Annotated in this window: 22 protein-coding genes; 7 read left to right on the top strand and 15 right to left on the bottom strand. The window is 60.9% G+C overall.

Going from position 1 to position 24,946, the window contains the following annotated elements:
• Positions 1–5 precede the first annotated feature (5 nt).
• Positions 6–194 carry a hemin uptake protein HemP gene (gene hemP / locus KUW18_RS03915; protein WP_206943846.1) on the bottom strand — a complete coding sequence of 63 codons (189 nt, stop codon included), beginning with the start codon at positions 192–194 and terminating at the stop codon, positions 6–8.
• A 360-nt stretch (positions 195–554) separates the two neighbouring features.
• Between hemP and KUW18_RS03910 the strand changes: the two genes are divergently transcribed.
• On the top strand, positions 555–800 hold the full coding sequence (locus tag KUW18_RS03910) for a hypothetical protein (RefSeq protein WP_206943848.1): 246 nt from the start codon (positions 555–557) through the stop codon (positions 798–800).
• Between the two features lie 46 nt (positions 801–846).
• On the opposite strand, the gene KUW18_RS03905 is transcribed toward KUW18_RS03910, so the two are convergent.
• From KUW18_RS03905 to KUW18_RS03895, 3 genes are all read right to left on the bottom strand, one after another.
• Positions 847–1,920, bottom strand: a complete 1,074-nt coding sequence (locus KUW18_RS03905) for a C45 family autoproteolytic acyltransferase/hydolase (protein WP_222560843.1) — start codon at positions 1,918–1,920, stop codon at positions 847–849.
• A gap of 55 nt (positions 1,921–1,975) precedes the next feature.
• A complete protein-coding gene (locus tag KUW18_RS03900) occupies positions 1,976–3,229 on the bottom strand; it encodes a dicarboxylate/amino acid:cation symporter (protein WP_222560842.1) in 1,254 nt (417 codons plus the stop codon).
• Between the two features lie 242 nt (positions 3,230–3,471).
• The gene (locus tag KUW18_RS03895) at positions 3,472–4,263 is read right to left on the bottom strand and encodes a dienelactone hydrolase family protein (protein WP_206943853.1); all 792 of its coding nucleotides are present in this window, start codon (positions 4,261–4,263) and stop codon (positions 3,472–3,474) included.
• Between the two features lie 273 nt (positions 4,264–4,536).
• Between KUW18_RS03895 and KUW18_RS03890 the strand changes: the two genes are divergently transcribed.
• Positions 4,537–5,742 carry an ABC transporter substrate-binding protein gene (locus tag KUW18_RS03890; RefSeq protein ID WP_222561035.1) on the top strand — a complete coding sequence of 402 codons (1,206 nt, stop codon included), beginning with the start codon at positions 4,537–4,539 and terminating at the stop codon, positions 5,740–5,742.
• Positions 5,743–5,959: 217 nt separating this feature from the next.
• Here the strand turns inward: KUW18_RS03890 and KUW18_RS03885 are convergent, their stop codons facing one another.
• The 11 genes from KUW18_RS03885 to KUW18_RS03835 form a co-directional block, all read right to left on the bottom strand.
• Positions 5,960–6,751, bottom strand: coding sequence for an ABC-2 family transporter protein (locus tag KUW18_RS03885; protein WP_222560841.1), 792 nt, complete (start codon positions 6,749–6,751; stop codon positions 5,960–5,962).
• Positions 6,748–7,581, bottom strand: a complete 834-nt coding sequence (locus KUW18_RS03880; protein WP_222560840.1) for an ABC-2 family transporter protein — start codon at positions 7,579–7,581, stop codon at positions 6,748–6,750. Before KUW18_RS03880 ends, KUW18_RS03885 begins: the two co-directional genes overlap by 4 nt.
• Positions 7,578–8,621 carry an ATP-binding cassette domain-containing protein gene (locus KUW18_RS03875; RefSeq protein WP_222560839.1) on the bottom strand — a complete coding sequence of 348 codons (1,044 nt, stop codon included), beginning with the start codon at positions 8,619–8,621 and terminating at the stop codon, positions 7,578–7,580. Before KUW18_RS03875 ends, KUW18_RS03880 begins: the two co-directional genes overlap by 4 nt.
• A 476-nt stretch (positions 8,622–9,097) precedes the next feature.
• The gene (locus KUW18_RS03870; protein WP_222162464.1) at positions 9,098–10,414 is read right to left on the bottom strand and encodes a branched-chain amino acid ABC transporter permease; all 1,317 of its coding nucleotides are present in this window, start codon (positions 10,412–10,414) and stop codon (positions 9,098–9,100) included.
• The gene (locus KUW18_RS03865; protein WP_222560838.1) at positions 10,414–11,418 is read right to left on the bottom strand and encodes a branched-chain amino acid ABC transporter permease; all 1,005 of its coding nucleotides are present in this window, start codon (positions 11,416–11,418) and stop codon (positions 10,414–10,416) included. The genes KUW18_RS03870 and KUW18_RS03865 overlap by 1 nt, the downstream gene beginning before the upstream one ends.
• A gap of 28 nt (positions 11,419–11,446) precedes the next feature.
• Positions 11,447–12,151, bottom strand: coding sequence for an ABC transporter ATP-binding protein (locus tag KUW18_RS03860; protein WP_206943856.1), 705 nt, complete (start codon positions 12,149–12,151; stop codon positions 11,447–11,449).
• Positions 12,152–12,228: 77 nt separating this feature from the next.
• Entirely contained in the window at positions 12,229–12,999 is a 771-nt protein-coding gene (locus KUW18_RS03855) for an ABC transporter ATP-binding protein (RefSeq protein WP_206943857.1), read from the bottom strand.
• Between the two features lie 59 nt (positions 13,000–13,058).
• On the bottom strand, positions 13,059–14,507 hold the full coding sequence (locus tag KUW18_RS03850; protein ID WP_222560837.1) for a sodium-dependent transporter: 1,449 nt from the start codon (positions 14,505–14,507) through the stop codon (positions 13,059–13,061).
• 176 nt (positions 14,508–14,683) lie between these two features.
• Positions 14,684–14,989 carry a hypothetical protein gene (locus KUW18_RS03845; protein ID WP_206943859.1) on the bottom strand — a complete coding sequence of 102 codons (306 nt, stop codon included), beginning with the start codon at positions 14,987–14,989 and terminating at the stop codon, positions 14,684–14,686.
• 249 nt (positions 14,990–15,238) lie between these two features.
• A complete protein-coding gene (typA, locus tag KUW18_RS03840) occupies positions 15,239–17,065 on the bottom strand; it encodes a translational GTPase TypA (protein ID WP_206943861.1) in 1,827 nt (608 codons plus the stop codon).
• A 565-nt stretch (positions 17,066–17,630) separates the two neighbouring features.
• A complete protein-coding gene (locus KUW18_RS03835; RefSeq protein ID WP_206943862.1) occupies positions 17,631–18,149 on the bottom strand; it encodes a glycosyltransferase family 2 protein in 519 nt (172 codons plus the stop codon).
• A 513-nt stretch (positions 18,150–18,662) separates the two neighbouring features.
• On the opposite strand from KUW18_RS03835, the gene glnA reads away from it, so the two are divergent.
• The 5 genes from glnA to KUW18_RS03810 all read left to right on the top strand — a co-directional run bounded on the left by glnA (position 18,663) and on the right by KUW18_RS03810 (position 24,929).
• On the top strand, positions 18,663–20,069 hold the full coding sequence (glnA, locus tag KUW18_RS03830) for a glutamate--ammonia ligase (protein WP_222162466.1): 1,407 nt from the start codon (positions 18,663–18,665) through the stop codon (positions 20,067–20,069).
• A gap of 151 nt (positions 20,070–20,220) precedes the next feature.
• Entirely contained in the window at positions 20,221–20,907 is a 687-nt protein-coding gene (locus tag KUW18_RS03825; RefSeq protein WP_222560836.1) for a hypothetical protein, read from the top strand.
• Between the two features lie 397 nt (positions 20,908–21,304).
• A complete protein-coding gene (glnL, locus tag KUW18_RS03820) occupies positions 21,305–22,354 on the top strand; it encodes a nitrogen regulation protein NR(II) (RefSeq protein WP_222162468.1) in 1,050 nt (349 codons plus the stop codon).
• Complete coding sequence (gene ntrC, locus KUW18_RS03815; RefSeq protein WP_206943869.1) at positions 22,347–23,759, top strand: nitrogen regulation protein NR(I); 1,413 nt, start codon at positions 22,347–22,349, stop codon at positions 23,757–23,759. The genes glnL and ntrC overlap by 8 nt, the downstream gene beginning before the upstream one ends.
• Positions 23,760–23,957: 198 nt before the next feature.
• On the top strand, positions 23,958–24,929 hold the full coding sequence (locus tag KUW18_RS03810) for a hypothetical protein (protein ID WP_222560835.1): 972 nt from the start codon (positions 23,958–23,960) through the stop codon (positions 24,927–24,929).
• Positions 24,930–24,946 lie beyond the last annotated feature (17 nt).

Raw genomic sequence — 24,946 nt, 5'->3', positions numbered from 1 at the left:
GGTCGTTACAAGGTCAGGATCAACTTGTTGTTACGTGTCCTGGTGAGCTGGTAGTGGCGCCCGTCCAGAACGATAAACAACCGACCATCAGCACCCAGCAGGCGCTCAGCCGAGACATAGTCGTCGGTCACGGTCACCTGACGTGACGTGGCGGCAGACTCCCGGGCGGGGCTGGGCGTGGTACTGGGTCTCAAGGGGTGTTTCATCATCTCATACGTTGTAAATGATAATTCTTCGCATAAGATATCAATGCTCATTCCCTTGCACAAGCCTATCTCCCTTGCCTGTTAGCTGGCAGTGGGTTCAGCACAGCTGGAGTGGGCGATGGCAGAGCCGGGGGAGAGACCCAGGATGGCGGCGTTAGATGACGTTGTCCTTGGATGGCGTTGACTTTGGATGGCGGGGCCATCAGCAGCGAGGGGGTTGTGATCGCTCACTGCTGGCGGTGGGCAGGACGGAGATCAGGGCTTTCTTGACAGTCTTTGAGAACACGACCATATTGCAAACAGTAATGATTCTCATTGTTTTGAGTTGTCCGTCTGCAGGAGGTCGTCATGTCCTATCGCATCAAGACTGCACTTCACGGCGCCAATCCGACGCTGGAAATCTTCGACGTCAGCTCCGGCTCCATGCGTATGGCCTGGGAGTACCCCAAGGAGATGGCGAACGCAGACACCGATCCAGAGCTCGCCGCCATGCGCCGCGAAGAGGCCATTCACGAGCTATTTCGGCGACTGTTTCTGCTGACCACCGAACAGTATCTGAAGGGTGAGCTTGGCAAGGGGGCTTCTGGTAAGTGAGGCATCTGTTTCGTGAAGTGTCTGCCCGGCGCAGTATCGCAGCGGCTCAGTGCGAACGGGGTGCCAACTGCATGGACGCCAGCGGCTGACATGGCTTGCCATGACGAAGCCACAGCACCTTGTCGGTCAGGTCCATGACCACGCTGAACAGGGTTTCCATTCGCTCGGCCTCGGGCACGCTGGGGTCGAAGTGGCGACACAGGCTTTCTTCCCCCGGGGAGTGGTCGCCCAGCAGGTCAAACAGACGATCGGGATCGAGCCCTGGCGCATCGTCATCGGCAGACGGCTGCGCTGCTACCAGGTGGTCGATCTGCTGATCAAGGCGGGTCAAGCGGGACCAGGAGTCGGGCTTGGGAAAGTCCTCGACCCAGTGGGTCGCGGCATCGCTGACCAGGTGATTGGTGTGGGTGATGACACCGCGGCGAGGAGACAGCTGCCCCGGCGGGCCCGGATGAACTTCAAGCCCCAGGGCGCGACCATCGCCGTCGGCCAGCAGCAGGTGAGCCGGGGCGCAGACGCCGTCCTGGGCCACGGCCAGGGCATTGTCGAAGTCTTCGCTCTCGAGCATCTTGCGCAGCGCCAGGTGGATGGGCAGTCCCTCGCCACAGGTGGCTGAGCGAATGGCATTGAGGCCGACGCCGATGCCCTGAGTGTTGAGACCGATCTTGGCGACCATGCCAGCTTCACCAATGCTGATGAAGGCAGGTACCCCCGGCGCCTGAACATCCAGCACGACCAGGTGGTCGAGTTGGTCAGCGCGCCAGTCCCAGTTCTGGGCCAGCCATTGATGTCCCCCCCGGGCCAGGCTGAAGGCCGAACAGCCGCCGCTGGCACGGGTCAGCGAAATCTCGCTGCGACAGTTGAGGGTCAGGACATCTGTCAGCTCTCCCCCGATCCCCTGGGCAATGCCATCCATTTCCTCGAGGATCGCGGGAAAGCGTGACTCGATCATCGGCATGAAGCGCTCGGCATCGCGCCGGGCTTCATGCCATCTCAGTCCTGCCAGATCGTGGAACAGGCGATCATACACATCGATACTGGCGAGGATCGCCTCGCGATGCTGACGGCCATGTTCTCGCCCGATCTCGAGCCGACTGCCGGATAGTCGAGTGAGCTGCATCGTCCCTGTCCTGACGCTGTGTGGTTACTGTCAGCGTAGCAGGTTATGGCGACGCTCAGGTCTTGTTGGCGGCGTTGTAGACGTCCTCGTCGAGCTCGCCTTCGCTCTTGCCGACCAGGGTGGTGACCATCAGGTCCCCCGCCACATTGACGCTGGTACGGGCCATGTCGAGGATTCGGTCGACGCCTGCCACCACTGCCAGAGCCTCTAGGGGCAGGCCGATCTGGGCCATGACGATGGACAGCATGACCAGGCCAGCGCCAGGCACGCCGGCGGTGCCAATGGAGGCCAGGGTGCCGGTGACGATGATCATGCCGTAGTCTGCCAGGCTCAAGTCCACGCCGATCAGCTGAGCGATGAACACCGCGACCACCCCTTGATAGATGGCGGTACCGTCCATGTTGATGGTCGCGCCCACCGGCAGTACGAAGCCGGCAACCCCCTCCGAGACCCCCAGGTTCTTGGTCGCACAGCGCAGCGACACCGGCAGCGTGCCGGAAGAAGACGCCGAGGAATAGGCCACCACCAGGGCGTCGAGTATGCCCTGCAGATAGCGCATCGGGTTGAGACGGCCCAGCAGCGACAGCAGTCCCGAGTAGACCACCAGCACATGGACCACGCTGGCAAGGTAAGCCACGCCGATCACCTTGACCAGCGGCAGCAGGACCTCAGCGCCGTAGCTGCCGGCGACATGGGCGATCAGGCCGAACACGCCGAAGGGCGCCAGCGCCATCACCAGGCTGGTCAGCTTGACCATGGCCTCGGCGAAGCTTTCGAACACCTTGACCACCGGCTCGCCTTTTTCCCCTATCAGGGTCAGCGACACACCGAGGCCGATGGCAAATACGATGATCTGCAGAATATTGCCGCTGGCCAGGGCGTCAACGGGATTCTGGGGCACCAGACCGACCAGAATCTGGATCAGGCTGGGCGCTTCCTTGGCCGCTTCAGGGTTCGCCTCGAAGGACATGTCCAGGCCGACCCCAGGATCGAACAGCCAGGAGGCAGCCAGGCCGATGGCGATGGCAAAGGCCGTCGTCAGCAGATACAGGCCAATGGTCCGGGCGCCAATGCGTCCCATCTTCTGGGGATCACGCATGGCGGTGATCCCGACCACCAGGGTGGAGAACACCAGCGGAACGATCAGCATCTTGATGGCGCTGATGAAGATATCGCCGATGGGCTTGAACACGCTGGCACTTTCGCCCATCAGGGTGCCGACGAGGACGCCCAGGGCGAGACCAACAAGGATCTTCTGCCACAGCGGAATGCGCCGCCAGAGGCCGGGGGAGCTGCTGGTGTGGGACATGAAACGTCTCCAGGGAAGGGGGAGGCGACACCCGCCTGCCTCCTCAAGGTGAATCGAGCATCGGCGCCCGGAACGGCCTAGCAAGATAGTCTCGTTGGGCCGTTCCTATCAGGCGATCGACATGATGGATGCGGATTCTATCGAAAAAACGTCTGCCGCGTTTTCATCCCTGGGACCCCAAGCGCTCGGCGACGTGAATTGGGCAGCCCCGTTTTTCGCTGCTGAACCTTACCGTGTGCGCCTTACCCTTCGCTGTTGCCTTGGCCATTGCTCAATGTCCGCGAGAGCAGGTCGTGGAAGGCGGCCCAGGATGCCTCGTCAGCCCGCTGCTGGTAACGCTCGCTGTCGAACACGGTGAAGGCATGGGGTGCACCAGAATACACCTGAATCTCGTAGGGGGCGCCGGCGGCTTCCAGTTCCTGCGATAGGGCGGCCACCTGATCCATGCTGATGGAGGCATCGGCGCCGCCATGGGCGATCAGCAGCGGCGGGGTGTCGGCGGAGTAGCCCTGGCCCTCGGGGGTGTCGAGACCGCCATGAAAGCTGGCAAAACCGTGAATGGCGTCATCGGGATTAGCGCGGGCCATCTCGAGCACCACGGCACCACCGAAGCAGTAGCCCATGACCACGGTATCGGTTGCCGCACCTTCGTCCCGCGCCTTGGCCAGCCCCGCCAGGGTCAGGCCCCGCATGCGCTCGCGGTCGTCATACAGCGCTGCCATCTCGGCCTTGCGGGCGTCGATCTCGGCGGGACGGTTGCCCTTGCCGTAAAGGTCGATGGCGAAGGCGTCATAGCCGTCCTCGGCCAGCATGTCGGCGCGGCGCTTCTCATAGTCGGTCAGGCCATCCCAGTCGTGGATGATCAGCACGCTGCCCTTGGCGCTGGACGAGTCAGGGCTGGCGGGGGCGAAGTACCCCTGAAAGGACTCTCCGTCGACCTGATAGTCAACGTTTTCCCCCGCGACAACTGACGTCGCCGCCAGGAGCATGGAAACGCTGATCAAGGGTGGGGTGAGACGGGAAATTCGAGGCATGACGGACTCCTTGTGGTCGGAATAGCGCGCCTGGCTGCGTGCTTGGTGCCTGTCGAGCCTAGGGCGCACGACTCATGAGTATAGAAGTGATCGCCAAGATGCCAGTGTGGTGACGCTGGCTGGGTCGTCATCCATCCACAGCGTTGGCAAGGCAGACTTGAGTTTTTAATGCCTTCCTTCCAGATTGGAGGTATGAAGACTCTGGGGCCAGGCGTGCAATCCATGTCGCTGCGCTTCCAGCTTCATCTCAGGACAACCAGAGCGAGACCAACAATCATGAAAAAGCGCGTACTGGCGACCGCGGTGGCCGCTACCACCCTGGCGGTCGGTTCCATGGCCCACGCAGAGGTCAAGATCGGATTTCTCGGTGGTTTCACCGGCGGTATCGAGAGTCTGACGCCCCCCATCTATGACGGCGCCCAGCTCGCCGTGGACCACATCAACAACCAGGGCGGCATCCTCGATGGCCAGGAAGTGGTCATGCCGACCGGTGATACCACCTGTGGTGATGCATCGGCCGCCTCCAACGCAGCGGACCGCATGGTCAACACCGAACAGGTGACCGCCATTGTCGGTGCTCTGTGCACCGGGGCGACGATTGCCGCGGCCAATAATGCCGGTATCCCCGGCGGGGTGACCATGGTATCGCCGGCCTCCACGGCGCCAGCAGTCACCGACCTGGACGACAACGACCTGGTGTTCCGCACCGTGCCGTCCGATGCCTTCCAGGGAGAAATGCTGGCCAAGCTGCTGCTCGACAAGGGAATCGAGGAAGTAGCGGTCACCTACGTCAACAACGACTACGGTCGTGGTCTTTCCGATGCGTTCAGCTCCGCATTTGAAGGTGGCGGCGGCAGCGTGCTGGAAAACCTGGCCCATGAAGACAACCGGGCAGACTATCGCAGCGAACTGGGCACGCTGTCGGCGACAGGTGCACAGACTCTGGTCGTGCTGGCCTACGCCGATACGTCGGGTCAGACCGTGGTGCGTCAGGCCTACGAGAGCGGCATGTTCACACAGTACGTCGGGGCCGACGGCATGGTGGGCGACAGCCTGGTCGAGGCCATCGGTGCCGATGTACTCGACGGCATGATCGCGACGCGGCCAGGAAGTCCTGACCTGCCTGGCACCGAGATCTTCACCGAATTGGCCAATAACGCCGGCATTGACCCCACCGCGGTATTTGCCGCCCAGGCCTACGACGCCGCCTTCCTGCTGGGGCTTGCGATTCAGCAGAATGGCAGCGCCGAGCGCGAGGGCGTATCGGCCGCGCTGCGCAGCGTGTCGTCGCCTCCGGGCGAAGTCATCCTGCCGGGTGAGTGGGAGAAAGCGGTGGAGCTGATCGCCGCCGGCACCGAGATCAACTATGAAGGTGCTTCTGGCACCCAGGACTTTGACGATAACGGTGACGTGCCTGGCGTGGTCCAGGAAATGACCGTGGAAAACGGGACTTTCACCGGCAAGGGCTTTGTTCAGTAGCCGCCTTGACGTAAAGTAAGGCGAGTCGTCGACGGACGACGCTGCATCCGGGCGGTCGCCTCCGCCCTATGACCGCGCCAATGCTCGCAACTGAGGCGCTTAAGGAAAGCCCCCGGCCATCTGGTTGGGGGCTTTATCATTATGGGGATGCTTGTCACGATAGCGCCGGCTGGCTGAGCTTGCGTGAATGTCACGCGGATCTACGAAGAATCACTTTCTAGCCTCCTAGACCATCAAAGCGGCGATATGCCGCTCGAAAGGCGATTGCTACGATGCAGGCCGTGATCGCTACACCAACGGCCTGCCAGCCAAGCCAAAGATAGTCCCCGCGCGCCAAGATGGCAGCAGGTGCTGAGGCAGAGAGCAAAAGCGGCACCAGCAAGAGTACGTGACCGCCCATGCGGCGTGAGAAGACGCTGGGAGGAATTAGTGCAAAACGATATAGCTCCGAATAGATGAAGTCAGCATCGACCGAGCGCTGAATGATGAAAGTGATGAGGTGCAAGAGTGTCAGTACCAATAGATTGCCAATAACCGATAGTGTTGCAGCACAAAGCGTGGCGAGAATCTGTAGATGAGACAAGGTAGGAGGGTTGTTGAGAGACCAGTAACACAACGGAGTAAGCAGTAGCATTAAGACGAAGCCCGCTGGTTGCATCCAGCGCAATGCCATAAGACAAGGAATAGAGAGGGGGCGCATCAAGAACGGTTCGATTTCACCTTTTGCAACGAGCAGGAAGAAGCGGTTGATAGAGGCATAGAACGGAGCGGTCAGCAGTGAGATATCAATCGTCATTATCACAAGCGTGGTCATTTCCAGCTCGCTCCAGCCGCCAATCTGATGTGAGTGCTCGAACAGTGAATCGATGAACAAAAAACGGAAACCAAAGATAAATAGCGAAATGAGCACGAAGCCTACGATATTGGCAGGATAGCGAAGCTGTGATAGTGCGCTTAGCTTGAGCATGTCCTTTAGCACGATGGCGCTTTCTCTGGCATCGTCATTCATCCGCCAACTCCCTCGTATCTCCTCATGGCCCGTTGCCATAGCCAGATCACCAGAAGCGCGAACAGTAGCGTATAGAAGAGTCCTCCGCAGAGCAGCCAGGCGAGGACGTCCGACCTGTCCCGTGCCAGCAGCTCTGCAGGTGCGGCGATCATAAACCGAAAGGGGTTGTAGCTCAGGATGGGCTCGGCCCAGTCCGGCCAGAACTCTGGCGGGAGCAATGTTCCTCCAAGAAATGCCTGCAAGGCCAGCAGTAGTGTCAGCAGCATGTCAGACTTTACGACCCAGAAGCATGCTATGGCGAGCGACATCGCTACCAGGAAGGCAAGTATCACGCTGTTTGAAAGCACGACGAAGCAGGCGATCGTGTAGCCGGATCCGACGGACAGCAGGGGAGCCCCCGCCGTGCCAGCCGTAAATATTTGGATGGATAGGACGATCCCTAGTGGGATGATGTAGAGGGTCGTGGCACCGATCCAGTCGTAAAGACGTTGCAATGGATAGGGCGTTGGTTTGACCAGTGCCGGGTCCAGGCTCGAAGAGGTGACTCGCTCCGAGAGATCGAAGATGATGTCGTAGCCGTTATTGAGCCTTGATATGGCGATGGCAAACGCATAGTAAAAGAGTAGTTCGGTAAGTGAGTAACCAGCAATGAGATGGTGATCCGAGCCTCGATAGATAGATAGCCAGATTATCGCCTGAACGAGATAAGGCGCTAGCGTTGCTAGGATCAGATCGCTGAATATGAGTCCCCGGTCCCGGTAGCAGCTAAGCAACGCCATTCTCGCATAACCTGCGAAGGCGCTTGGCTGTTCATGAAGCCGGAGGCTCATGGCCGAGATCTTCTTTCAGGGGTTTCCGAAGAGAGGAAGTGCTGGAGTATCGCATCTTCCAAGGGAGCATCACTGACCTGTATCGAAGAGTTTGGATAGAAGGCATATACATCAGCGAGGATTCTCTGCTGGCTGTCATGGTCTGGGGCGACGATATGGAGGGCGCCCGATGTGGTCAGGGTGATGCTCCTCATGCTCTGTGGAGCATGTAGCTGACGGAGGCGATCACCGTCCTGTGAGGTAAAAGGCCTGTCAGGTAAAATGATCGAGATGGAACTACCGGTTCCCAGCGCTTTTTTCAGCGATGTAATGCTGCCTTGATGAAGTACTCGACCCCCATCGATGAGAACAACCTCCTGACAGCAGGTTTCGATATCATTCATATCATGGCTGGTGATGATTGAGGTGAGATGGCCGCTTTGAGTACGTTGTTTGAGATACTCACGAAGTTCGTAACGCGCTGCTACGTCAAGTCCAATGGTCGGCTCATCGAGAAAAACCAACGTGGGGCGGTGAATTAATGAGGCTACCAGTTCAGACTTGACCCGTTCTCCTAACGACAAAACTCTCACGGGCTTGTCGATGACATGTCCGATGTTGAGACACTCCACCAGCTGGGCTCGCTCTGACCGGTAGGCTGCGCGATCGAGACGATAGATTCTAGCGTAAGCGTCCAAACTATCAGCGACGGGCAGGTCCCACCATAGCGAGCTTTTGTGGCCGAAAACGACGCCAAGTCGACGCAGAAATGAATGGCTGCGCCGATTGGGCCTTTCGCCCAGCACGCTCAACGTTCCCGAAGTAGGGGTTTGGATACCACACATGAGCTTTACTAGCGTTGATTTTCCCGCACCGTTGGCGCCCAACAGGCCAACGCAACGTCCATACTCGATTGTCATATGGATGCCACGAAGTGCTTGAATATCTGAATAGCGGGGCACTACCAAGTCGCTTAATGTTTGCCTTATCCCCTTGCTAGGCTTTCGTGGGTGGAACGTTTTGGAAAGATCCTTGGCCTCAATTGCCAGTGTGCGTGCCATCGCTGAATATCTCCTATGCTATTTCTCCGCAAACGAGTTGCTCTCTTTCTAAAGGGGCTAAGGAGAACGTACCCTTCTCTAGGGGAATTGACGGCCAGGGGTGTTGAACCTGCGGGTGCCTTTTTTGTGAAGAAATGCGGCATGAGTTTAGATGGAAAAGGGAGCTGTTGGCACTTGTGATATCTTGATTTCCGTAATGACGTCGGTGTACGTGCGGAGTTTCGATGACTGTAACGACAAATTGCGTAAATTGGCGTAATGATCGTCATGTCGCTTTGTTTGACTCGGCTTTGGGCACGGCGATTGGCCCCCATGGCCTATACGCTTTGATATGACGTGAAATCGATGATTTGGAGGATGGATGTACTATGGTTGTCTGGAAGATGGGCATATCAAGATATGAAAAATACAATAAAGGGCGGCCCGCAGGCCGCCCTTGTCAGATGCTGTAACGCGAAGCTGTCGTCGTGGTGCTATCAGTCGTGGTGCTTGACCTTCTCGGGCAGCAGGCCTTTCGGGGCCACCCGCAGCACGATGGTGATAAGCAGCCCGATGACGAACACTCGTGCCTGCAGGGCGCGACTTTCGAGGCTACTGGGGACCTCCCAGCCGAAGCTGGCCTGACCGAAATGCGCGGCAAGCTCCATCACGTAGAGCGCCAGCGGCTCCGACATGATCCAGATGATGTAGACCGCCACCGCCCCAAACAGCGTGCCCAGGTTGTTGCCCGGCCCACCAAGAATGACCATGACCAGCACCAGGAAGGTGTGGTTGAGCGGCAGGTAGCCGTTGGGGTCAAAGATGCTGTTGAAGCTGCCCAGCGCCGCCCCCCCGATACCCATCAGCACACAGCCGAGCACGAAGATCTCGAGGCGGCGGCGGTTGATGTCCTTGCCCATGGCCGCAGACGATACCTCGTTGTCCCGGATGGCGCGGATCATGCGGCCCCAGGGGGCGTTGTAGGCGCGGTTGAGCAGAAAGAAGATGGCCAGGATCATCACCGCGGTGACCGACAGGTACATCGCCCTGGCCAGGGTGAAGCCGACCTCGCCTGGGGCTGGCACCGGCCAGGGCAGCGGCGACACAGTGGCGGTGCCTCGGGTCAGCCAGTCGGAGTTCTTCAGGAATGCCTTGATGATCTCGGCGATCCCTAGCGTCGCGATAGCCAGGTAGTCACTGCGCAGGCCGAGGCAGACGTGGCCAATGAAATAGCCCACCCCACCGGCCAGCGCGCCGCCGACGATCCAGCCGACCCAGACCGGCAGGCCCAGTCCGCCGACAAAGCCCATCTGGCTCTCGATGGCGTCGGTGACCTCGCGGAATTCGCTGATGACCACCATGTAGACGACCACACCGACCACCAGGGTGATCACGGTCCTGAGCCAGGAGGGCAAGCCCAGTCGGGTCAGGCGCGACAGGCCGAACACCAGGGCAATGCCAGCGACCACATAGGCCAGTACTCGCGCCAGTTCTCCCGGCAGGGAGCTGTCCCAGAAGGCGGGATTGACCGGCACGCTGAAGGTCATTGCGCAGAAGCCGCCAAGAGCCACGAAACCCATCACGCCAGCGTTGAACTGGCCCGCGTAGCCCCACTGAATGGTTAGCCCCAGGGCCAGGATGGCATAGCAGCTGGCCTCGACCAGCATGCGTGTCGAGTAAGCGGAGCCCATGACCATGAACACCGCGCTCACGGCAATGGCCAGCACCACCAGCAGGCTGAGCTCGCGTACCGGAAAGCGGCTCTGGGGCGCGCTATTGGTGTCATCACGATGATGAAAGTCGTTGGTCGTCATCAGATCACCTTGCCCTTGAAGATGCCGGTAGGACGCCATACCAGGATGGCAACGAGGATGAAGAAGGGCACCACGATCTTGTATTCAGTGCCGACGAAGGCCAGGTTGTTCGGCAACTCCAGCCACTCGGGAAGGCTGTCGCGGAAGGGTCTGAGCAGCACGTTCCAGTTGAATACCGCCAGGGTTTCGGCGAACCCCACCACGAAACCGCCTGCGATCGCGCCGAAGGGGTGGCCCACGCCGCCGACGATGGCTGCGGCAAAGATGGGCAGCAGCAGATGGAAACTCAGATCAGGCTTGAAGGTGACGTCCATCGACAAAAGCGTGCCGGCGATGGCCGCCAGACCACCGGCGATGACCCAGGTCACGGCCACGATGGTGTTGGTATTGATGCCAGAGGCGCGGGCCAGGTCGGGGTTGTCTGACATCGCGCGCATGGCCTTGCCCAGGCGAGTACGCGACAGAAACAGCTGCAGGCCAATGACCGCGACCAGGGTCAGCACAAACAGGTAGATCTGGGGTTCGGTGATCACCACCGGCACTCGCACGCCTTCTATTGGCAGGGCCAGGCGGAAGATTTCCTTGCGGTCATCGACGTAGAGGCTCTGTCCGCCGGTGCCGGAAAACAGGCGAATCAGCCCCTGCAGCATCAGCGTCACGCCCAGGGAGCCAATGACCATGACGATGGGTTTGACGCCATGGGCGCGCAGCGGCTTGTAAAAGACCTTGTCGATGCCGACCGCCAGGGCCGCGGTCAAGACCATGGCAAGCGGCAGCATGACGATGGCCGTCGGCACCCCCAGTGCCGCGCCGGCATTGGGGAACAGCGTTGCCAGCAACAGCACCATGAAGGCACCGAAGGTCATCATGTCGGCGTGGGCGAAGTGGGCAAAGCGCATGATGCTGAAGACCAGCGTCACCCCCACCGCGCCAATGGCGTAGATCGACCCGGTGACGCTGCCGGCGATCAGCACGTTGTTGATGAAGAACACGAATTCGTTCAAGGCGATATCTCCGCACTGGTGTCTGGCGTCAGCCGCCGAGGAAGCTCTTGGCCACGTCGGGATCGGCCAGCAAGGCCTGTCCCGAGTCGGTGAAGCGATTCTGGCCGGCGGCCAGCACGAAGCCCTTGTCGGCGATGGCAAGTGCCTGTTTGGCGTTCTGTTCCACCATCAGGATGCCGACGCCTGCCGCGTTGACCTCCTTTACCCTGTCGAAGATTTCGTACATGTACTTGGGCGAGAGGCCTGCCGTGGGTTCGTCCAGCAGCAGCAGTTCGGGTTCCGCCATCAGCGCCCGGCCCATGGCGACCATCTGGCGCTGTCCTCCTGACAGCTCGCCGGCGGGCTGGTGTCGCTTGTCATAGAGCGGGGGGAAGAACTCATAGGCCTTGGCCAGCATGCGCTTGATATTGCCAGGCTTGAGAAACGCGCCCATTTCGAGGTTTTCCTTGACCGTCAGGCTCGGGAAGACGTTGTGTTCCTGAGGTACAAAGCCCATGCCCAGCTCCACCAGACGATTGGTCGGCAGGTTGTGGATAGGTTCTCCGCGCAGCAGAATATCGCCCTGAGTCACGTTGAGCTGGCCGAAAATGGCCTTGAGCATGGTGGATTTTCCGGCGCCGTTGGGGCCGACGATGACGCCGATTTCATCGGCTTCGATGGTCATGTCCACCCCGTTGAGGATGTTCATCCCGCCGTAGCCACCGTGCACCTGGCGTGCGTCGAGTAGAGGCATAGTCCTGTTCTCTGCATGGGGCGCTCAGTGCGCCTCGGTCGTTGTTATTGCCCCCCTTGCGCGCAAGGAGGAGGAGGTCAGGCCGCGCCTGCACCGAAGTAGGCCTCGATGACCTCCGGATTGTTCTGAATCTCTTCGATCGACCCTTCCACCATCACCGAGCCCTGGGCCAGTACGATGACCGGGTCGCAAAGTCGGGCAATCATGTCCATGTCGTGTTCGATGACCAGGAAGGTGTAGCCGAACTCACGGTTCATGCGTTCGATATTGCCGATCAGGTCGCCCAGCAACGTTCGGTTGACCCCGGCGGCGATCTCATCGAGCAGCACCACGCGGGCGTCGGTCATCATGGTGCGGCCCAGTTCCAGCAGTTTCTTCTGGCCGCCAGACAGGTTGCCCGCCAGCTCGTTGCGCACGTGATTGAGCCCGATGAACTCGATGACTTCCTGAGCCCGACGCTTGATCTCGGCCTCATGCTCGCGCACCGCGCGCGGCGCGAACCAGGCCTTGGCCAGAGATTCGCCGGGCTGTGCGGGCGGAACCATCATCAGGTTCTCCAGCGCTGTCAGCTGGGAAAACTCGTGAGCGATCTGGAAGGTGCGCAAGAGCCCCTTGTGGAACAGTTCGTTGGCAGGCCGATTGGTGATGTCTTCACCGCTTAACAGGATCTGCCCCGAGTCCAGCGGCAGCGCGCCGGCAATGATATTGAACAGCGTCGACTTGCCGGCGCCGTTGGGGCCGATCAGGCCCGTGACCGAGCCTTCTTCGACCTGAATGGAGCAGTCGTTGATGACCCGCAGGCCGCCGAAGGCCTTGTTGACGTGACGCACATCGATGATGGCTGACATCCTGATACCTGCTGTGTTCGTTGTCGTTATTGTCGTGATGGGCGCCGCCCAGGCGGCGATCAACCGCCGTGATGTCCCTCGTGCTCGCCCAGCGTGCGGTAGGCGGCAAAGGCGCCTACCGTGACGATCGCGACGATGGCCGGTAGCCAGTAGCCCTCGACGTAAGGCAGAGCACGGAGGAACACGAAGGCCACCCCGGTGGGCGCGATGAAGCGCACCAGAAAGCGCCACAGGCTGAGCCAGCCAGCGCGCGTGTGCATCTCTTTCATGGATTCGGTCTGGGTCAGTGACCAACCGGCAAAGAGCGCAATCAGCAGGCCGCAGAAGGGCAGCGTGATATGCGTTGTCAGTTCCAGCACCTCGAAGGCGCTGCGACCGAAAAGATCATGGAAGGGGCTCTGTTCGGCCCAAAGATTGAAGCTGGCGACGGTCGCCAGTCCCAGCGCCCAGGCAACCCCCACGACGTCCAGGACCGCCGTCACCCGGCTCAGCGAAAAGCGTTCTACCAGATATGCCGCTACCGGCTCGATCAGCGATATGGCAGAGCTGACGGCAGCCCCCAGCACCAGCACGAAGAAGATGGCGCCGATCAGCGCGCCGGAAGGCATGGCCGTGAAGGCTAGCGGCAGCGACACAAACATGAGTCCAGGGCCTTCATCGGGAGACAGGCCTGCTCCGAAGACCAGCGCGAAGATGGCCAGCCCAGCCAGAATGGCGACCAGGGTATCGATCAGGGCCACGGTAAAGGCCGTGAGGGTCAACGACGTCTCACTTGGCATATAGGCGCCGTAGGCCATGATCGCCCCCATGCCGAGGCTCAGGGTGAAGAAGGACTGGCCCAGGGCAACCAGCCAGCCTTCCAGGCTCAGGTCGGAGAGCGAGAACGATAGCAGGAAGTCGCTGGCAGCGAGCATGTCGCCTGCGGCCGCTGCATAGAACAGCACGACCAGCAGGATCACCAGCAAGGTAGGCATCAGCAGGCGCAGGCCGCTTTCGAGGCCGCGGTGGACGCCGCGCGCCACGATGTACGCGCAGATCACCAGGAATAGCGTGTGATAGAGCGTCAGCTTGACCGGTGAGCTGATCAGGCTGGCAAAGTCACTGGCGAGGGTGGCTGCGTCGGCACCTCGTAGCGAGCCCGTCAGCATCTCTCCCAGGTAGTGGATCGCCCAGCCACTGATGACGGAGTAGAAGCTGAGGATCAGCAGCGCCGAGAGTCCCCCCAGCCAACCGATGATTTCCCAGGCCCTCGAGGTCTTGTGACAGCGTGTCAGGAAGCGCATACCCATGATCGGGCAGCGCCGGCTGTTGCGGCCCAGCATGATCTCGGCAATCAGAATCGGCACGCCGATGGCGAACACACACAGCGCGTACACCAACAGGAAGGCACCACCGCCATGCTCGCCCACCAGATAAGGAAAGCGCCAGAGGTTGCCAAGCCCCACTGCTGAGCCAACCGCGGCCAGCAGGAAGGTGCCTTTGTGGGTCCAGATGTTGTCGCTGCTCATGGGGCATCCGTCGACATGTCAGACTTGTCAGTCGGACTGACCGGGCGATGGCCCGGTCTCACATGCCAACTTTGCGATACAAACGTATGCCTGACTAGAGGGGGTGCGTTTAGCAGGCGTTGGTGGGGCGTGATAGTGGCGGGCTTTTCATCTTGTCGACGATAGCCGTCGGGGCCTTAGCTGCCGACTCGCGGCGCCAGCGAGCGGTGGTCGTCGCCCAGGCGTACCGTATCACCGACCGACAGGTCACCGATGGACTGAGTGCGCTCCCCGGTTCTGACCGAGATAAGTGCCACCACGTCGCCAATGCTCGCGGTATCGTCATCGACCCGAGCTTCCACTTTTACCCTGACCGAGTATCCGTGATAGCGGCCGGCAATGATGCTGCCGATGTGGGCGGTGGGGTACTCGTCAGGCTTGTCGGCAAAATAGCGTTGTACGCTGTCGGCGCCGGGATCATCCCATTCGACATGCTTGTGCATTCGCGTGGCTCCTCGTTCGCGAAAGATGATGTTCTGTCCTTAGCATAGACCTGTCGGGGCAGGGTCGCCGACGGACCCCTTACTCCGAAGCCATACTCCTGTGGCAGCTTATGGGCGGAGAAGTTCCTTTATCAAGCCCAGGCTGATAAATGCTCCATGGGGGGCGAGTCGGCCAATATGGCGGATGTCCCGCTACAAACGACGATGCCCGCCAGAAGGCGGGCATCGAGGCAACGGAAAGCGGCGCGATTACTTCTTGCTGGCGCGCTTGCGTTCGTTTTCTGTCAGGAACTTCTTGCGCAGACGGATATGGTTCGGGGTGATCTCGACCAGCTCGTCGTCATCGAGGAATTCGATGGCCTGTTCCAGGGTGAAGCGCACCGGCGGAGTCAGCACGATGTTCTCGTCGTTACCGGAGGCGCGCATGTTATCAAGCTTCTTGCCCTTGGTCGGGTTTACCACCATGTCGTTGGCACGGTTGTTGATGCCGACCAGCATGCCCTCATAGACCTCCGTGCCGTGGTCGATGATCAGCTTGCCGCGCTCCTGCAGCGCATACAGGGCGTAGGCGAGGGCCTTGCCCGGTACCATGGACACCAGCACGCCGTTGCGACGCTCGATGGAGGCGTCGGGCTTGAGCGGGCCGTAATGATCGAAGCGGCTGGTCAGGATGCCGGTGCCTGACGTCAGGGTCAGGAATTGACCGCGGAAACCGATCAAGCCGCGCGCCGGAATGATGAAGTCAAGGCGCACGCGGCCCTTGCCATCCGGATTCATGTTCTTGAGCTCGCCCTTGCGGTAGCCGAGCTCTTCCATGATGGCGCCCTGATGCTGCTCTTCGCAGTCGATGATGACTTCTTCGTAGGGCTCCTGCTTTTCGCCATCGATCTCGCGGATGATGACTTCAGGACGACCGACGGCCAGCTCGAAGCCTTCGCGACGCATGCTCTCGATCAGCACCGACAGGTGCAGCTCGCCGCGACCGGAAACGATGAACTTCTCCGGTGATTCACCCTGCTCGACGCGCAGCGCGACGTTGTGGATCAGCTCCTGGTCCAGGCGATCCTTGATGTTGCGGCTGGTGACGAACTTGCCGTCCTTGCCGGCAAACGGTGAGTCGTTGACCTGGAAGGTCATGGAGACCGTCGGCTCGTCGACCGTCAGGGCCGGCAGTGCCTCGACCGCAGCCGCGTCACAGATGGTGTCGGAGATGGCCAGTTCGTCGATACCGGTGATGCAGACGATGTCGCCGGCGGTGGCCTGCTCGGTCTGGACACGCTCAAGGCCCAGGTGAGTCATGACCTGGCCAATCTTGCCCTTGCGGGTCTGGCCTTCCTTGTTGATCACCACGACCTGCTGGTTCGGTGACATGGCGCCGCGAGTGATGCGACCAAGGCCGATGACGCCGACGTAGCTGGAGTAGTCGAGGGCCGAAATCTGCATCTGCAGCGGGCCATCGAGTTCAACCTTGGGCGGCTCGACGATGTTGACGATGGACTGGAACATCGGCGTCATGTCCTCGGCCAGCTGGTCCGGTTCCGGACCGGCAATGCCGTTGAGCGCCGAGCAGTAGATGATCGGGAAGTCGAGCTGCTCGTCGCTGGCACCCAGGTTGTCGAACAGATCGAAGATCTGATCGATGACCCAGTCAGGACGTGCGCCGGGGCGGTCGATCTTGTTGACGACAACGATCGGCTTCAGGCCCTGGTCGAAGGCTTTCTGGGTGACGAAGCGAGTCTGCGGCATCGGGCCGTCAACGGCATCGACCAGCAGCAGGACCGAGTCCACCATGGACATGACGCGCTCGACTTCGCCGCCGAAGTCAGCGTGTCCAGGGGTGTCCACGATGTTGATGTGGTAGTCCTGTCCCTCGGGAGAGCTCCAGCGGATCGCCGTGTTCTTGGCCAGGATCGTGATGCCACGTTCCTTTTCCTGGTCATTGGAGTCCATGATGCGCTCCTGCCCCTCGGCCTTGCGGTCCAGAGTGCCGGACTGGCTGAGCAGCTTGTCGACCAGGGTGGTTTTGCCGTGGTCGACGTGAGCGATGATGGCGATGTTGCGAAGATTCTCGATCACGACGGGATCCTGCTGGAAAAAGTGGGGCCGCATTATAGGGCCTGGGTGATGACAACGACCAGCATTGTTGCGGTCAATCTATCCGTGAATTCTCAAGATACTGAACTTTCAAGCACCTGCGTGACGCTGACTTGACGCGTTAGGCCCCATTTTCAGGCGTTTTTGCGCGAGAAGGCGACAAGAAAGGAGTGGCTTGAGGTGCCATCTCTTGTGTGTCCGCCTGTTTGAGACGGCGTTTTTCGACGCCACGGCATAACAACGTCTACACGACAACGTCTATATGACTACGTCTTTGTGACGCCTTGATGAGAGGGCTCTCCACGACGGTGTTCTATCAACATGAGTACCAGCGTCATCCAGCGGGTCGCTGAGGGGCCTGCCCCTGGCTGGCGTTTGGCAGGAGTGTACGGGGCTGCTGCATGGGAGCCGCTGCATCAGGGCCGCTGCATCAGGGCCGCTGCATCAGGGGCACGGCATGAGGGCCGCAGTACAGGCATGCTCAGGATGGCATGGGCCAACTACGACATAATAGCCGTTGCTCGGCGGCTGCTGAGTAGGCTACCCCTCAGGCGCGCTGCACCAGCGCATTGGCCCGACAGGCCTTGAGCCGCGTGGCCAGGTCTTCTACGGCGCTCAGGTCCAGCGATGGATCAAAGCCTCCCAGGCGCTCGAACCAGTTGCGCTCTACGCCAAGTGCCCGTGTGGGCGTCTGTCGCAGAAGTTGGAACAGGGCCAGCGGACAAGGCCGAGATGGCCTGACCATGGGGCGTGATTCGTCGGCAGCCGCGGCCATCATGCGTTCTACCCAGGCTGAGTCCAGTGGGCCCAGGCAGAAGCCGAGCATTCGCCCATTGCAGTGAGAGGCTGCCAGGTTGAAGCGTCTCCCCATCGGCGCCGGACGGACGCGCACCAGCCGATAGTCTTTCGCGTGCTCGCCGAGCTGTTCAGAGGTGATGCCACCATCGTCGATGACTATGATCTCGCTGCGCCCCTGGAACAGGGCAATCTGCTGGCGTGCCTGCGTCAGCCGACAGGACAAATCCTTGCCGGTCAGGCGGGCATCGATGATCAGGCTGATATTCACGACGACACTCCGAGGCGGGTGACGCCGACCCTGACGGGAGGGCCGGCGACAAACGTAAGGAAGTGTATCCGCGCGTTGCAGAAGGTTCCAGCGACCCCTTACCCCTAGCGATCGCCTCGGCAGACTTCAGCGTCGAGATGGTTGAGGGTTATCTTGGTGCATAAAAGTTTCTGGCGCTTCATTTTGGTGCACAAGTGGGTCTTTGACGCGATGGCCGTGAGCCAATGCGCTATGCTGGAGCAGCAGTGGCGAGAACTTAAAATCGATGAAAAACATTGGGTTGAGATTTTTTTGATCAATGCTGGTGCAATGATGGCACGCAACCTGCATTGTTTCTGACAGTGTCATCGTGTCGAGCACGTCACCATGGGAACTGTCCCGGGAGCGTGCTACAAAGGATCCCGGTACCCCTTTTGCTCCCTGGATCATCCCCCAATTCGAAGTCGGTGACATGGGATTGGTGCCGTCGCCCCAATGCTCGAGTCACGAACAAGTTTCACTCTGGAGGACCACATGTCAGACAAGACTCTCGCCCTGATCAACGAACATGACGTCAAGTGGGTTGACCTGCGTTTCACCGACACCCGCGGCAAGGAACAGCACGTCACTATTCCGGCCTCCGAGGTCGACGAGGAATTCTTCGAGAACGGCCAGATGTTCGATGGCTCCTCCATCAACGGCTGGAAGGGCATCAACGAGTCCGACATGATTCTGCGTCCGGAAGACGGCACCGGCTTCCTCGACCCCTTCACCGAAGACGCGACCCTGATTCTGCGTTGCGACATCATCGAGCCGGCTACCATGCAGGGCTACGAGCGCGACCCGCGTTCCATCGCCAAGCGCGCTGAGGCCTACCTGCAGTCTTCCGGCCTGGGTGATACTGCATTCTTCGGCCCCGAGCCCGAGTTCTTCATCTTTGATGAAGTGCATTGGAAGGCCGACATCGAAGGTGCGATGTACAAGATTTCCTCCGAAGAGGGTGCCTGGTCAACGGACCGCGCCGTCGAAGGCGGCAACCTGGGCCACCGTCCTCGGGTCAAGGGCGGCTACTTCCCGGTTCCCCCGGTGGACAGCTTCCATGACATGCGCGGCGCCATGTGTAACACCCTGGAAGCCATCGGCCAGAAGGTCGAGGTGCACCACCATGAGGTGTCCAACGCCGGCCAGAACGAAATTGGCGTAGCCTTCAACACCCTGGTCAAGAAGGCCGACGAAGTTCAGGAAATGAAGTACGTGATCCACAATGTGGCCCACGCCTACGGCAAGACCGCCACCTTCATGCCGAAGCCCCTGGTCGGCGATAACGGCAGCGGCATGCACGTGCACCAGTCCTTCTGGAAGGACGGTCAGAACCAGTTTGCTGGCGACCAGTACGCTGGCCTGTCTGAAATGGCGCTGTTCTACATCGGCGGCATCATCAAGCACGCACGTGCGCTGAACGCCTTCACCAACGCTTCTACCAACTCGTACAAGCGTCTGGTGCCGGGCTTCGAAGCACCGGTCATGCTGGCCTACAGTGCCCGTAACCGCTCTGCGTCGATCCGTATTCCGTACACCGCCAGCCCCAAGGGCAAGCGTGTTGAGGCGCGTTTCCCTGACCCGACCGCCAACCCCTACCTGTGCTTCGCGGCCATGCTGATGGCGGGTATCGATGGCATCAAGAACAAGATCCATCCTGGCGATGCCATGGACAAGAACCTCTACGACCTGCCGCCGGAAGAAGGCAAGTCCATTCCGACCGTGGCGGAAAGCCTCGACCAGGCGCTGGCGGCTCTCGACGAAGACCGCAGCTTCCTGACCGAAGGTGGTGTCTTCACCGACGACATGATCGATGCCTACATCGAGCTCAAGAACGAAGACGTGGAGCGCCTGCGCATGACCACGCACCCGATCGAGTTCGACATGTACTACAGCTGCTGATCCAGCGACGACGACACCGCGTCGTATATCGGCCCCGCCTTGAGCGGGGCCGATTTTTTTTGGCCTGGCCTTGCCCTCGAGCAAGCGATGCCCTTGGCCTGGCAGGACAGGCATCGCATGCTTGCCAGGACACCCCCATCAAGGAGCCACCGTGAAGCTACCACCGCGCTGCCGGCAGGCCATGTCGCCACAGCCGTCGGGCCGCCTGCCGGCTCGGCGATGCCGGTTGGAGCTGATGTGGCTGGGGTGGATATGGCGGGAGCGGATATGGCTTTGGCGAGTATCGAGAGGCCTGCTGCTGACGATACTGCTGCTGTATGGCTCCCAGGGGAGTGCCGCCGATGCCCTCTATCGTCGCGTCGAACGTCATGGCGGCGTCACCTATAGCGATCGGCCGCTGGAAGGTGGAGAGCGCTTCGTGCCAGGGGCGCTCTCCCATGTGCCGAGTGCTCCTCTGCCCCCGGCACTGTCCCAGCTGCCGGGGGATATCAGCGCTGCTGCGCCGGGCTACCTGGCACGGGAGGTGCTGGCCATTGCCCGTCCGGCATCTGGCAGCGTGCTGCCCAGCGGCGCTGGCGGCAGCCTCGAGGTCGCGGCGGCCGTCAGCCCGCCTCTTGACGCCGGTTATGTGCTGGGGCTTGAGGTCGATGGCGTGCTGGTGACGACGGGGGATTCTCCACTGACCCTGACTCAGCTCGAGCGGGGAGAGCACCGCATCGTCCTGGTCGTGATCGACCCTGATCGCAAGGTTCGCCAGCGCAGCGACGCTGTCGTGCTGCACGTGCAGCGAGCCCGCGTTGCGGTGCCCGCGACTTCCCGCCATGGGCCGTCATCGTAGATAGCGAATGCTCGCTGTCTCCCTTGTTCCCGTTCCCCCCGGTCCCCCTGTCCCCCTGGCAGCTCAGACATCTGGCCAGAGTCACGTCGGTCCCGGGTGGCGCGCTGGCGTGGCCCCAATCCCATTCGGCATAAGCCCTAAACCAGTGCAGTGCACCAGCTTGGTGCAGTAGCATGTCCATGGGGAGGAGTGTCCAGGCTCCCCCGTGGGACGACAGCGGGTACACGGCGCACCACGGTGGTCATCGTCTGGGTGAAAGCGAGTCTGGCCCGCTTCTTGCTTGCATTAAGGAAGTGCACTCGCTGACGACGCCTGCTTCGGGATGGCGCCTTCAGCGCCTCGCAGGGGGGTGCACCTCACGCTCGGCTGAACGACTTCATCTGCTCAGGATACGCTCATGGCGTCAGGCATCATCGAACACCTCACCACGGCGGTTGTACTGCTTGATGAGGACTTGCGTCCAACGTGGATGAATCCCGCAGCGGAAGCCCTGCTGGCTGTCAGCGCTGCCCGAGTGATCGGCGTACCGCTGGGAGATTGGGTCGGCGGAGAAGACGATATCGCCGACGTGCTGGCGCGTGCCAGAGACGGTTTGCACCCCTATACCCAGCGTGAGGCGCGGCTGACCCTCGGCGGTGGCGAACCCTTGACGGTGGACTACACGGTGACGCCGTTGGCCCGGGATAGCCTGCTGCTCGAGCTGGAGCCGCGGGACCGGCTGTTGCGGATCTCGCGAGAAGAGGCCCTGCAGTCGCGCCAGGAGACCATGAAGGTGCTGGCGCGAGGGTTGGCTCACGAGGTCAAGAACCCGCTGGGCGGCATACGTGGCGCCGCACAGTTGCTGGAGCGTGACCTCGAGCAGACACCCGCGCTCAAGGAATACACCCGCATCATCATTGAGGAAGTGGATCGACTCAGGGACCTGGTCGATTCCATGCTCGGGCCGAACCGCGTGAGCCGCCGGGAGCCTCTGAACATCCACCGGGTGCTGGAGCGTGTCCGGGCACTGCTGCTGGTAGAGCAGCCCCAGGTCCGCATCGAGCGAGACTACGATCCCAGCCTGCCCGAGCTGATCGGTGACGAAGCACAGCTTATCCAGGCCGTGCTCAACGTTGCGCGCAATGCAGTGCAGGCTCTGGTCGAGTCGGACACCCCAGACCCCTTGATCAGCCTGCGGACCCGGGCCAGACGCCAGTTCACTCTGGGGGCCCAGCGTCATCGACTGGTCTGCGATGTCAGTGTGATCGACAACGGGCCAGGTATTCCCGACACCCTGCGTGACACCCTGTTCTATCCAATGGTATCCGGACGGGCCGAGGGCAGCGGCCTGGGGCTGTCCATTGCCCAGTCGGTGCTGCATCAGCACGACGGGCTGATCGAATGCGAGTCCGCCCCCGGACACACAGAATTTCGCTTGCTGATTCCTCTGGAGATGAGTCATGACTGATGCCGCTCGTATAATGATCGTCGATGACGATCGCGCCATTCGCTGGGTGCTGGAGCGGGCGCTGGCTCAGCCTGACTTGCAGGTGGAAGCGGTCGAGCGTGCCGATACGATTCTGGATCGTCTGCTCTCCTCACCCCCGGATGTTCTGGTCACCGATATTCGTATGCCGGGCATCGATGGACTGGACCTGATGGCAAAGGTGCGTGAGGTGCACCCCGATCTTCCGGTTATCGTCATGACCGCTCACTCCGACCTGGACAGTGCGGTAGCCTCCTATCAGGGGGGCGCCTTCGAGTACCTGCCCAAGCCCTTCGATGTCGATGAAGCGCTTGCCCTGGTGCGCCGAGCGGTCGCCCACGTGCGAGAACGCCAACGGCCCGTCAGCGTTCCCGAAGGCCTGGATGCAGAGATCATTGGTGAAGCGCCGGCCATGCAGGAGGTCTTTCGTGCCATCGGCCGACTCGCCCACTCGCACATCACCGTGCTGATCAACGGCGAGTCAGGGACGGGCAAGGAGCGGGTGGCACGCGCCCTGCACCAGCATAGCCCGCGCGCGGGCAATCCCTTTATCGCCCTCAACATGGCCGCCATTCCTCGGGATCTGATCGAATCCGAGCTGTTTGGTCACGAAAAGGGAGCCTTTACTGGTGCCAGTGCCAGTCGTCAGGGGCGCTTCGAACAAGCCAACGGCGGCACCCTGTTTCTCGACGAGATCGGCGACATGCCGTCGGAAACCCAGACTCGGCTGCTGCGGGTGCTGGCCGACGGCGAGTTCTATCGGGTCGGGGGACACACGCCGGTCAAGGTGGATGTGCGGATCATCGCCGCCACCCACCAGGATCTGGAGACACTGGTGGCCGATGGGCGTTTCCGTGAGGACCTGTTTCACCGCTTGAACGTGATCCGCGTTCATCTACCGCGGCTGTCCCAGCGGCGTGAGGATATTCCGCGGCTGGCCAGGCACTTCCTGGCCGAGGCCGCCAAGGAGCTATCCACCGACGTCAAGGTACTGACCCAGGACGCCGAGGAGTTTCTGACCCGGGTGGACTGGCCTGGCAACGTGCGCCAGCTGGAGAACACCTGCCGCTGGCTGACCGTGATGGCCTCCGGGCGCGAGGTGCTGGTCGAAGACCTTCCGCCGGAGCTGCGTGGGGGGGATGACGTGGCTGCCGGAGGGGACTGGCGTGAGGCGTTTCGCGCCTGGGCTGACGGTGCCTTGGCCGCTGGCCATACCCACTTGCTGGAAGAGGCCGTGCCTGACTTCGAGCGCATTCTGATCGAGACAGCGCTCAAGCACACCGCGGGACGCAAGGGCGAAGCGGCAGAGCTGCTTGGCTGGGGTCGCAACACGCTGACGCGCAAGCTGAAGGTGCTGCTGCCTTCGCTGGCCGAGGACCACGATTGAGCGTGGTGGCCGTAGCAAGGGCATAACCTCTCTGTTGAAATTGACCTACCTCAAGGGGCGTATCACAAACGGCCAATGAGTGATCTAGAGTGATGGCGGAATAGCATATTCTCTCCAAACATTGTTTGAGCCGCCACGCTCTTGTCACCACGTTTGCAGCTTCAGCAGTGCTGCTGCGCTTCTGAGAGGGTCTTTCCCATGTCTTTTTCGCGTATTGGTAGGTTTAGCCTGCTGAGCTTGTGTTTCTGTGCCTTGGCGACGGGCGCTTACGCTCAGGATTCCGGCCGTCCGGTCACGGTCCCCGCTCACAGCGAGCAGACCCCAGCCGCTGGTGATGACCTCGCTGCCATTGCCAAGGAAACCACCAACCCGGTCGGCTCCGCCTGGATGCTGTGGATGCAGAACGACTACACCCATCTCGATGGTGATGACTTCGATGGGCGCTGGTCGAACTCCTTCAAGTTCCAGCCCGTCATGTCCTTCCCGTTCGAGCTGGCCGAGGATAACTGGAACCTGGTGGTGCGCCCCGTCTTCCAGTACAACTCCTCGCCCATGGACGAGAGCTTCGGGACCTTGGCTCGTGGTGGCAGTCCGCTGGATATCGACCCAGATGAATGGAGTCGCAATGCCCCCCATCGGGGCAGGACGCAGGGGCTCGGTGACACGGCGCTGGTCACCTTGGCCGGCCCCGCTCGCAGCGATGGCGTGATCTGGGGGCTGGGGATGACGCAGATTTTCCCGACCGCAGAGCACGATGTACTGGGGCAAGGGAAATTCCAGGCCGGTCCTGCGGCGCTGATTGCTCGCCTGGCGCCGAATCCTGGTGGCTGGAACATGGGCCTGCTGGCCCAGCATTGGTGGTCCTATGCCGGTGAAGATGATCGGGAGCACACCAGCCAGACCGACCTTCAGTACTTTCTCAACTATCGACTCAGTGGCACCGAATTGGTGGGCATGACTCCCAACGTGCGGATCAACTGGGAAGCGGACAGTGGAGAGAAGGTCAATTTCCCGATTGGCCTGGGGTACTCCAATGTGATCCGCATGGGCAATACGCCGGTTCGCCTGGCCGCCGAGATTCAGCACAGCGTGATTCGCGGTGACGAGTGGGACGCCGACTGGAATCTACGCTTCATGTTCATCCCGGTGGTCAAGAATCCCTTCCTGTAAGGACGTTGTGGCCTGCC

It is taken from the genome of Halomonas sp. DP5Y7-2 (genome assembly GCF_019802025.1).
GTDB classification, from domain to species: Bacteria; Pseudomonadota; Gammaproteobacteria; order Pseudomonadales; family Halomonadaceae; genus Halomonas; species Halomonas litopenaei_A.
Note: the sequence above shows the minus strand (reverse complement) of the source record. Positions and strands in the feature narration are given on the sequence as shown.

Bases quoted from the DNA above. Each gene is read 5' to 3' on its own strand.
- KUW18_RS03910 (WP_206943848.1), top strand. From the start codon at position 555: ATGTCCTATCGCATCAAGACTGCACTTCACGGCGCCAATCCGACGCTG.
- KUW18_RS03905 (WP_222560843.1), bottom strand. From the start codon at position 1,920: ATGCAGCTCACTCGACTATCCGGCAGTCGGCTCGAGATCGGGCGAGAA.
- KUW18_RS03900 (WP_222560842.1), bottom strand. From the start codon at position 3,229: ATGTCCCACACCAGCAGCTCCCCCGGCCTCTGGCGGCGCATTCCGCTG.
- KUW18_RS03895 (WP_206943853.1), bottom strand. From the start codon at position 4,263: ATGCCTCGAATTTCCCGTCTCACCCCACCCTTGATCAGCGTTTCCATG.
- KUW18_RS03885 (WP_222560841.1), bottom strand. From the start codon at position 6,751: ATGAATGACGATGCCAGAGAAAGCGCCATCGTGCTAAAGGACATGCTC.
- KUW18_RS03880 (WP_222560840.1), bottom strand. From the start codon at position 7,581: ATGAGCCTCCGGCTTCATGAACAGCCAAGCGCCTTCGCAGGTTATGCG.
- KUW18_RS03875 (WP_222560839.1), bottom strand. From the start codon at position 8,621: ATGGCACGCACACTGGCAATTGAGGCCAAGGATCTTTCCAAAACGTTC.
- KUW18_RS03870 (WP_222162464.1), bottom strand. From the start codon at position 10,414: ATGACGACCAACGACTTTCATCATCGTGATGACACCAATAGCGCGCCC.
- KUW18_RS03860 (WP_206943856.1), bottom strand. From the start codon at position 12,151: ATGCCTCTACTCGACGCACGCCAGGTGCACGGTGGCTACGGCGGGATG.
- KUW18_RS03855 (WP_206943857.1), bottom strand. From the start codon at position 12,999: ATGTCAGCCATCATCGATGTGCGTCACGTCAACAAGGCCTTCGGCGGC.
- KUW18_RS03850 (WP_222560837.1), bottom strand. From the start codon at position 14,507: ATGAGCAGCGACAACATCTGGACCCACAAAGGCACCTTCCTGCTGGCC.
- KUW18_RS03845 (WP_206943859.1), bottom strand. From the start codon at position 14,989: ATGCACAAGCATGTCGAATGGGATGATCCCGGCGCCGACAGCGTACAA.
- glnA (WP_222162466.1), top strand. From the start codon at position 18,663: ATGTCAGACAAGACTCTCGCCCTGATCAACGAACATGACGTCAAGTGG.
- glnL (WP_222162468.1), top strand. From the start codon at position 21,305: ATGGCGTCAGGCATCATCGAACACCTCACCACGGCGGTTGTACTGCTT.
- ntrC (WP_206943869.1), top strand. From the start codon at position 22,347: ATGACTGATGCCGCTCGTATAATGATCGTCGATGACGATCGCGCCATT.
- KUW18_RS03810 (WP_222560835.1), top strand. From the start codon at position 23,958: ATGTCTTTTTCGCGTATTGGTAGGTTTAGCCTGCTGAGCTTGTGTTTC.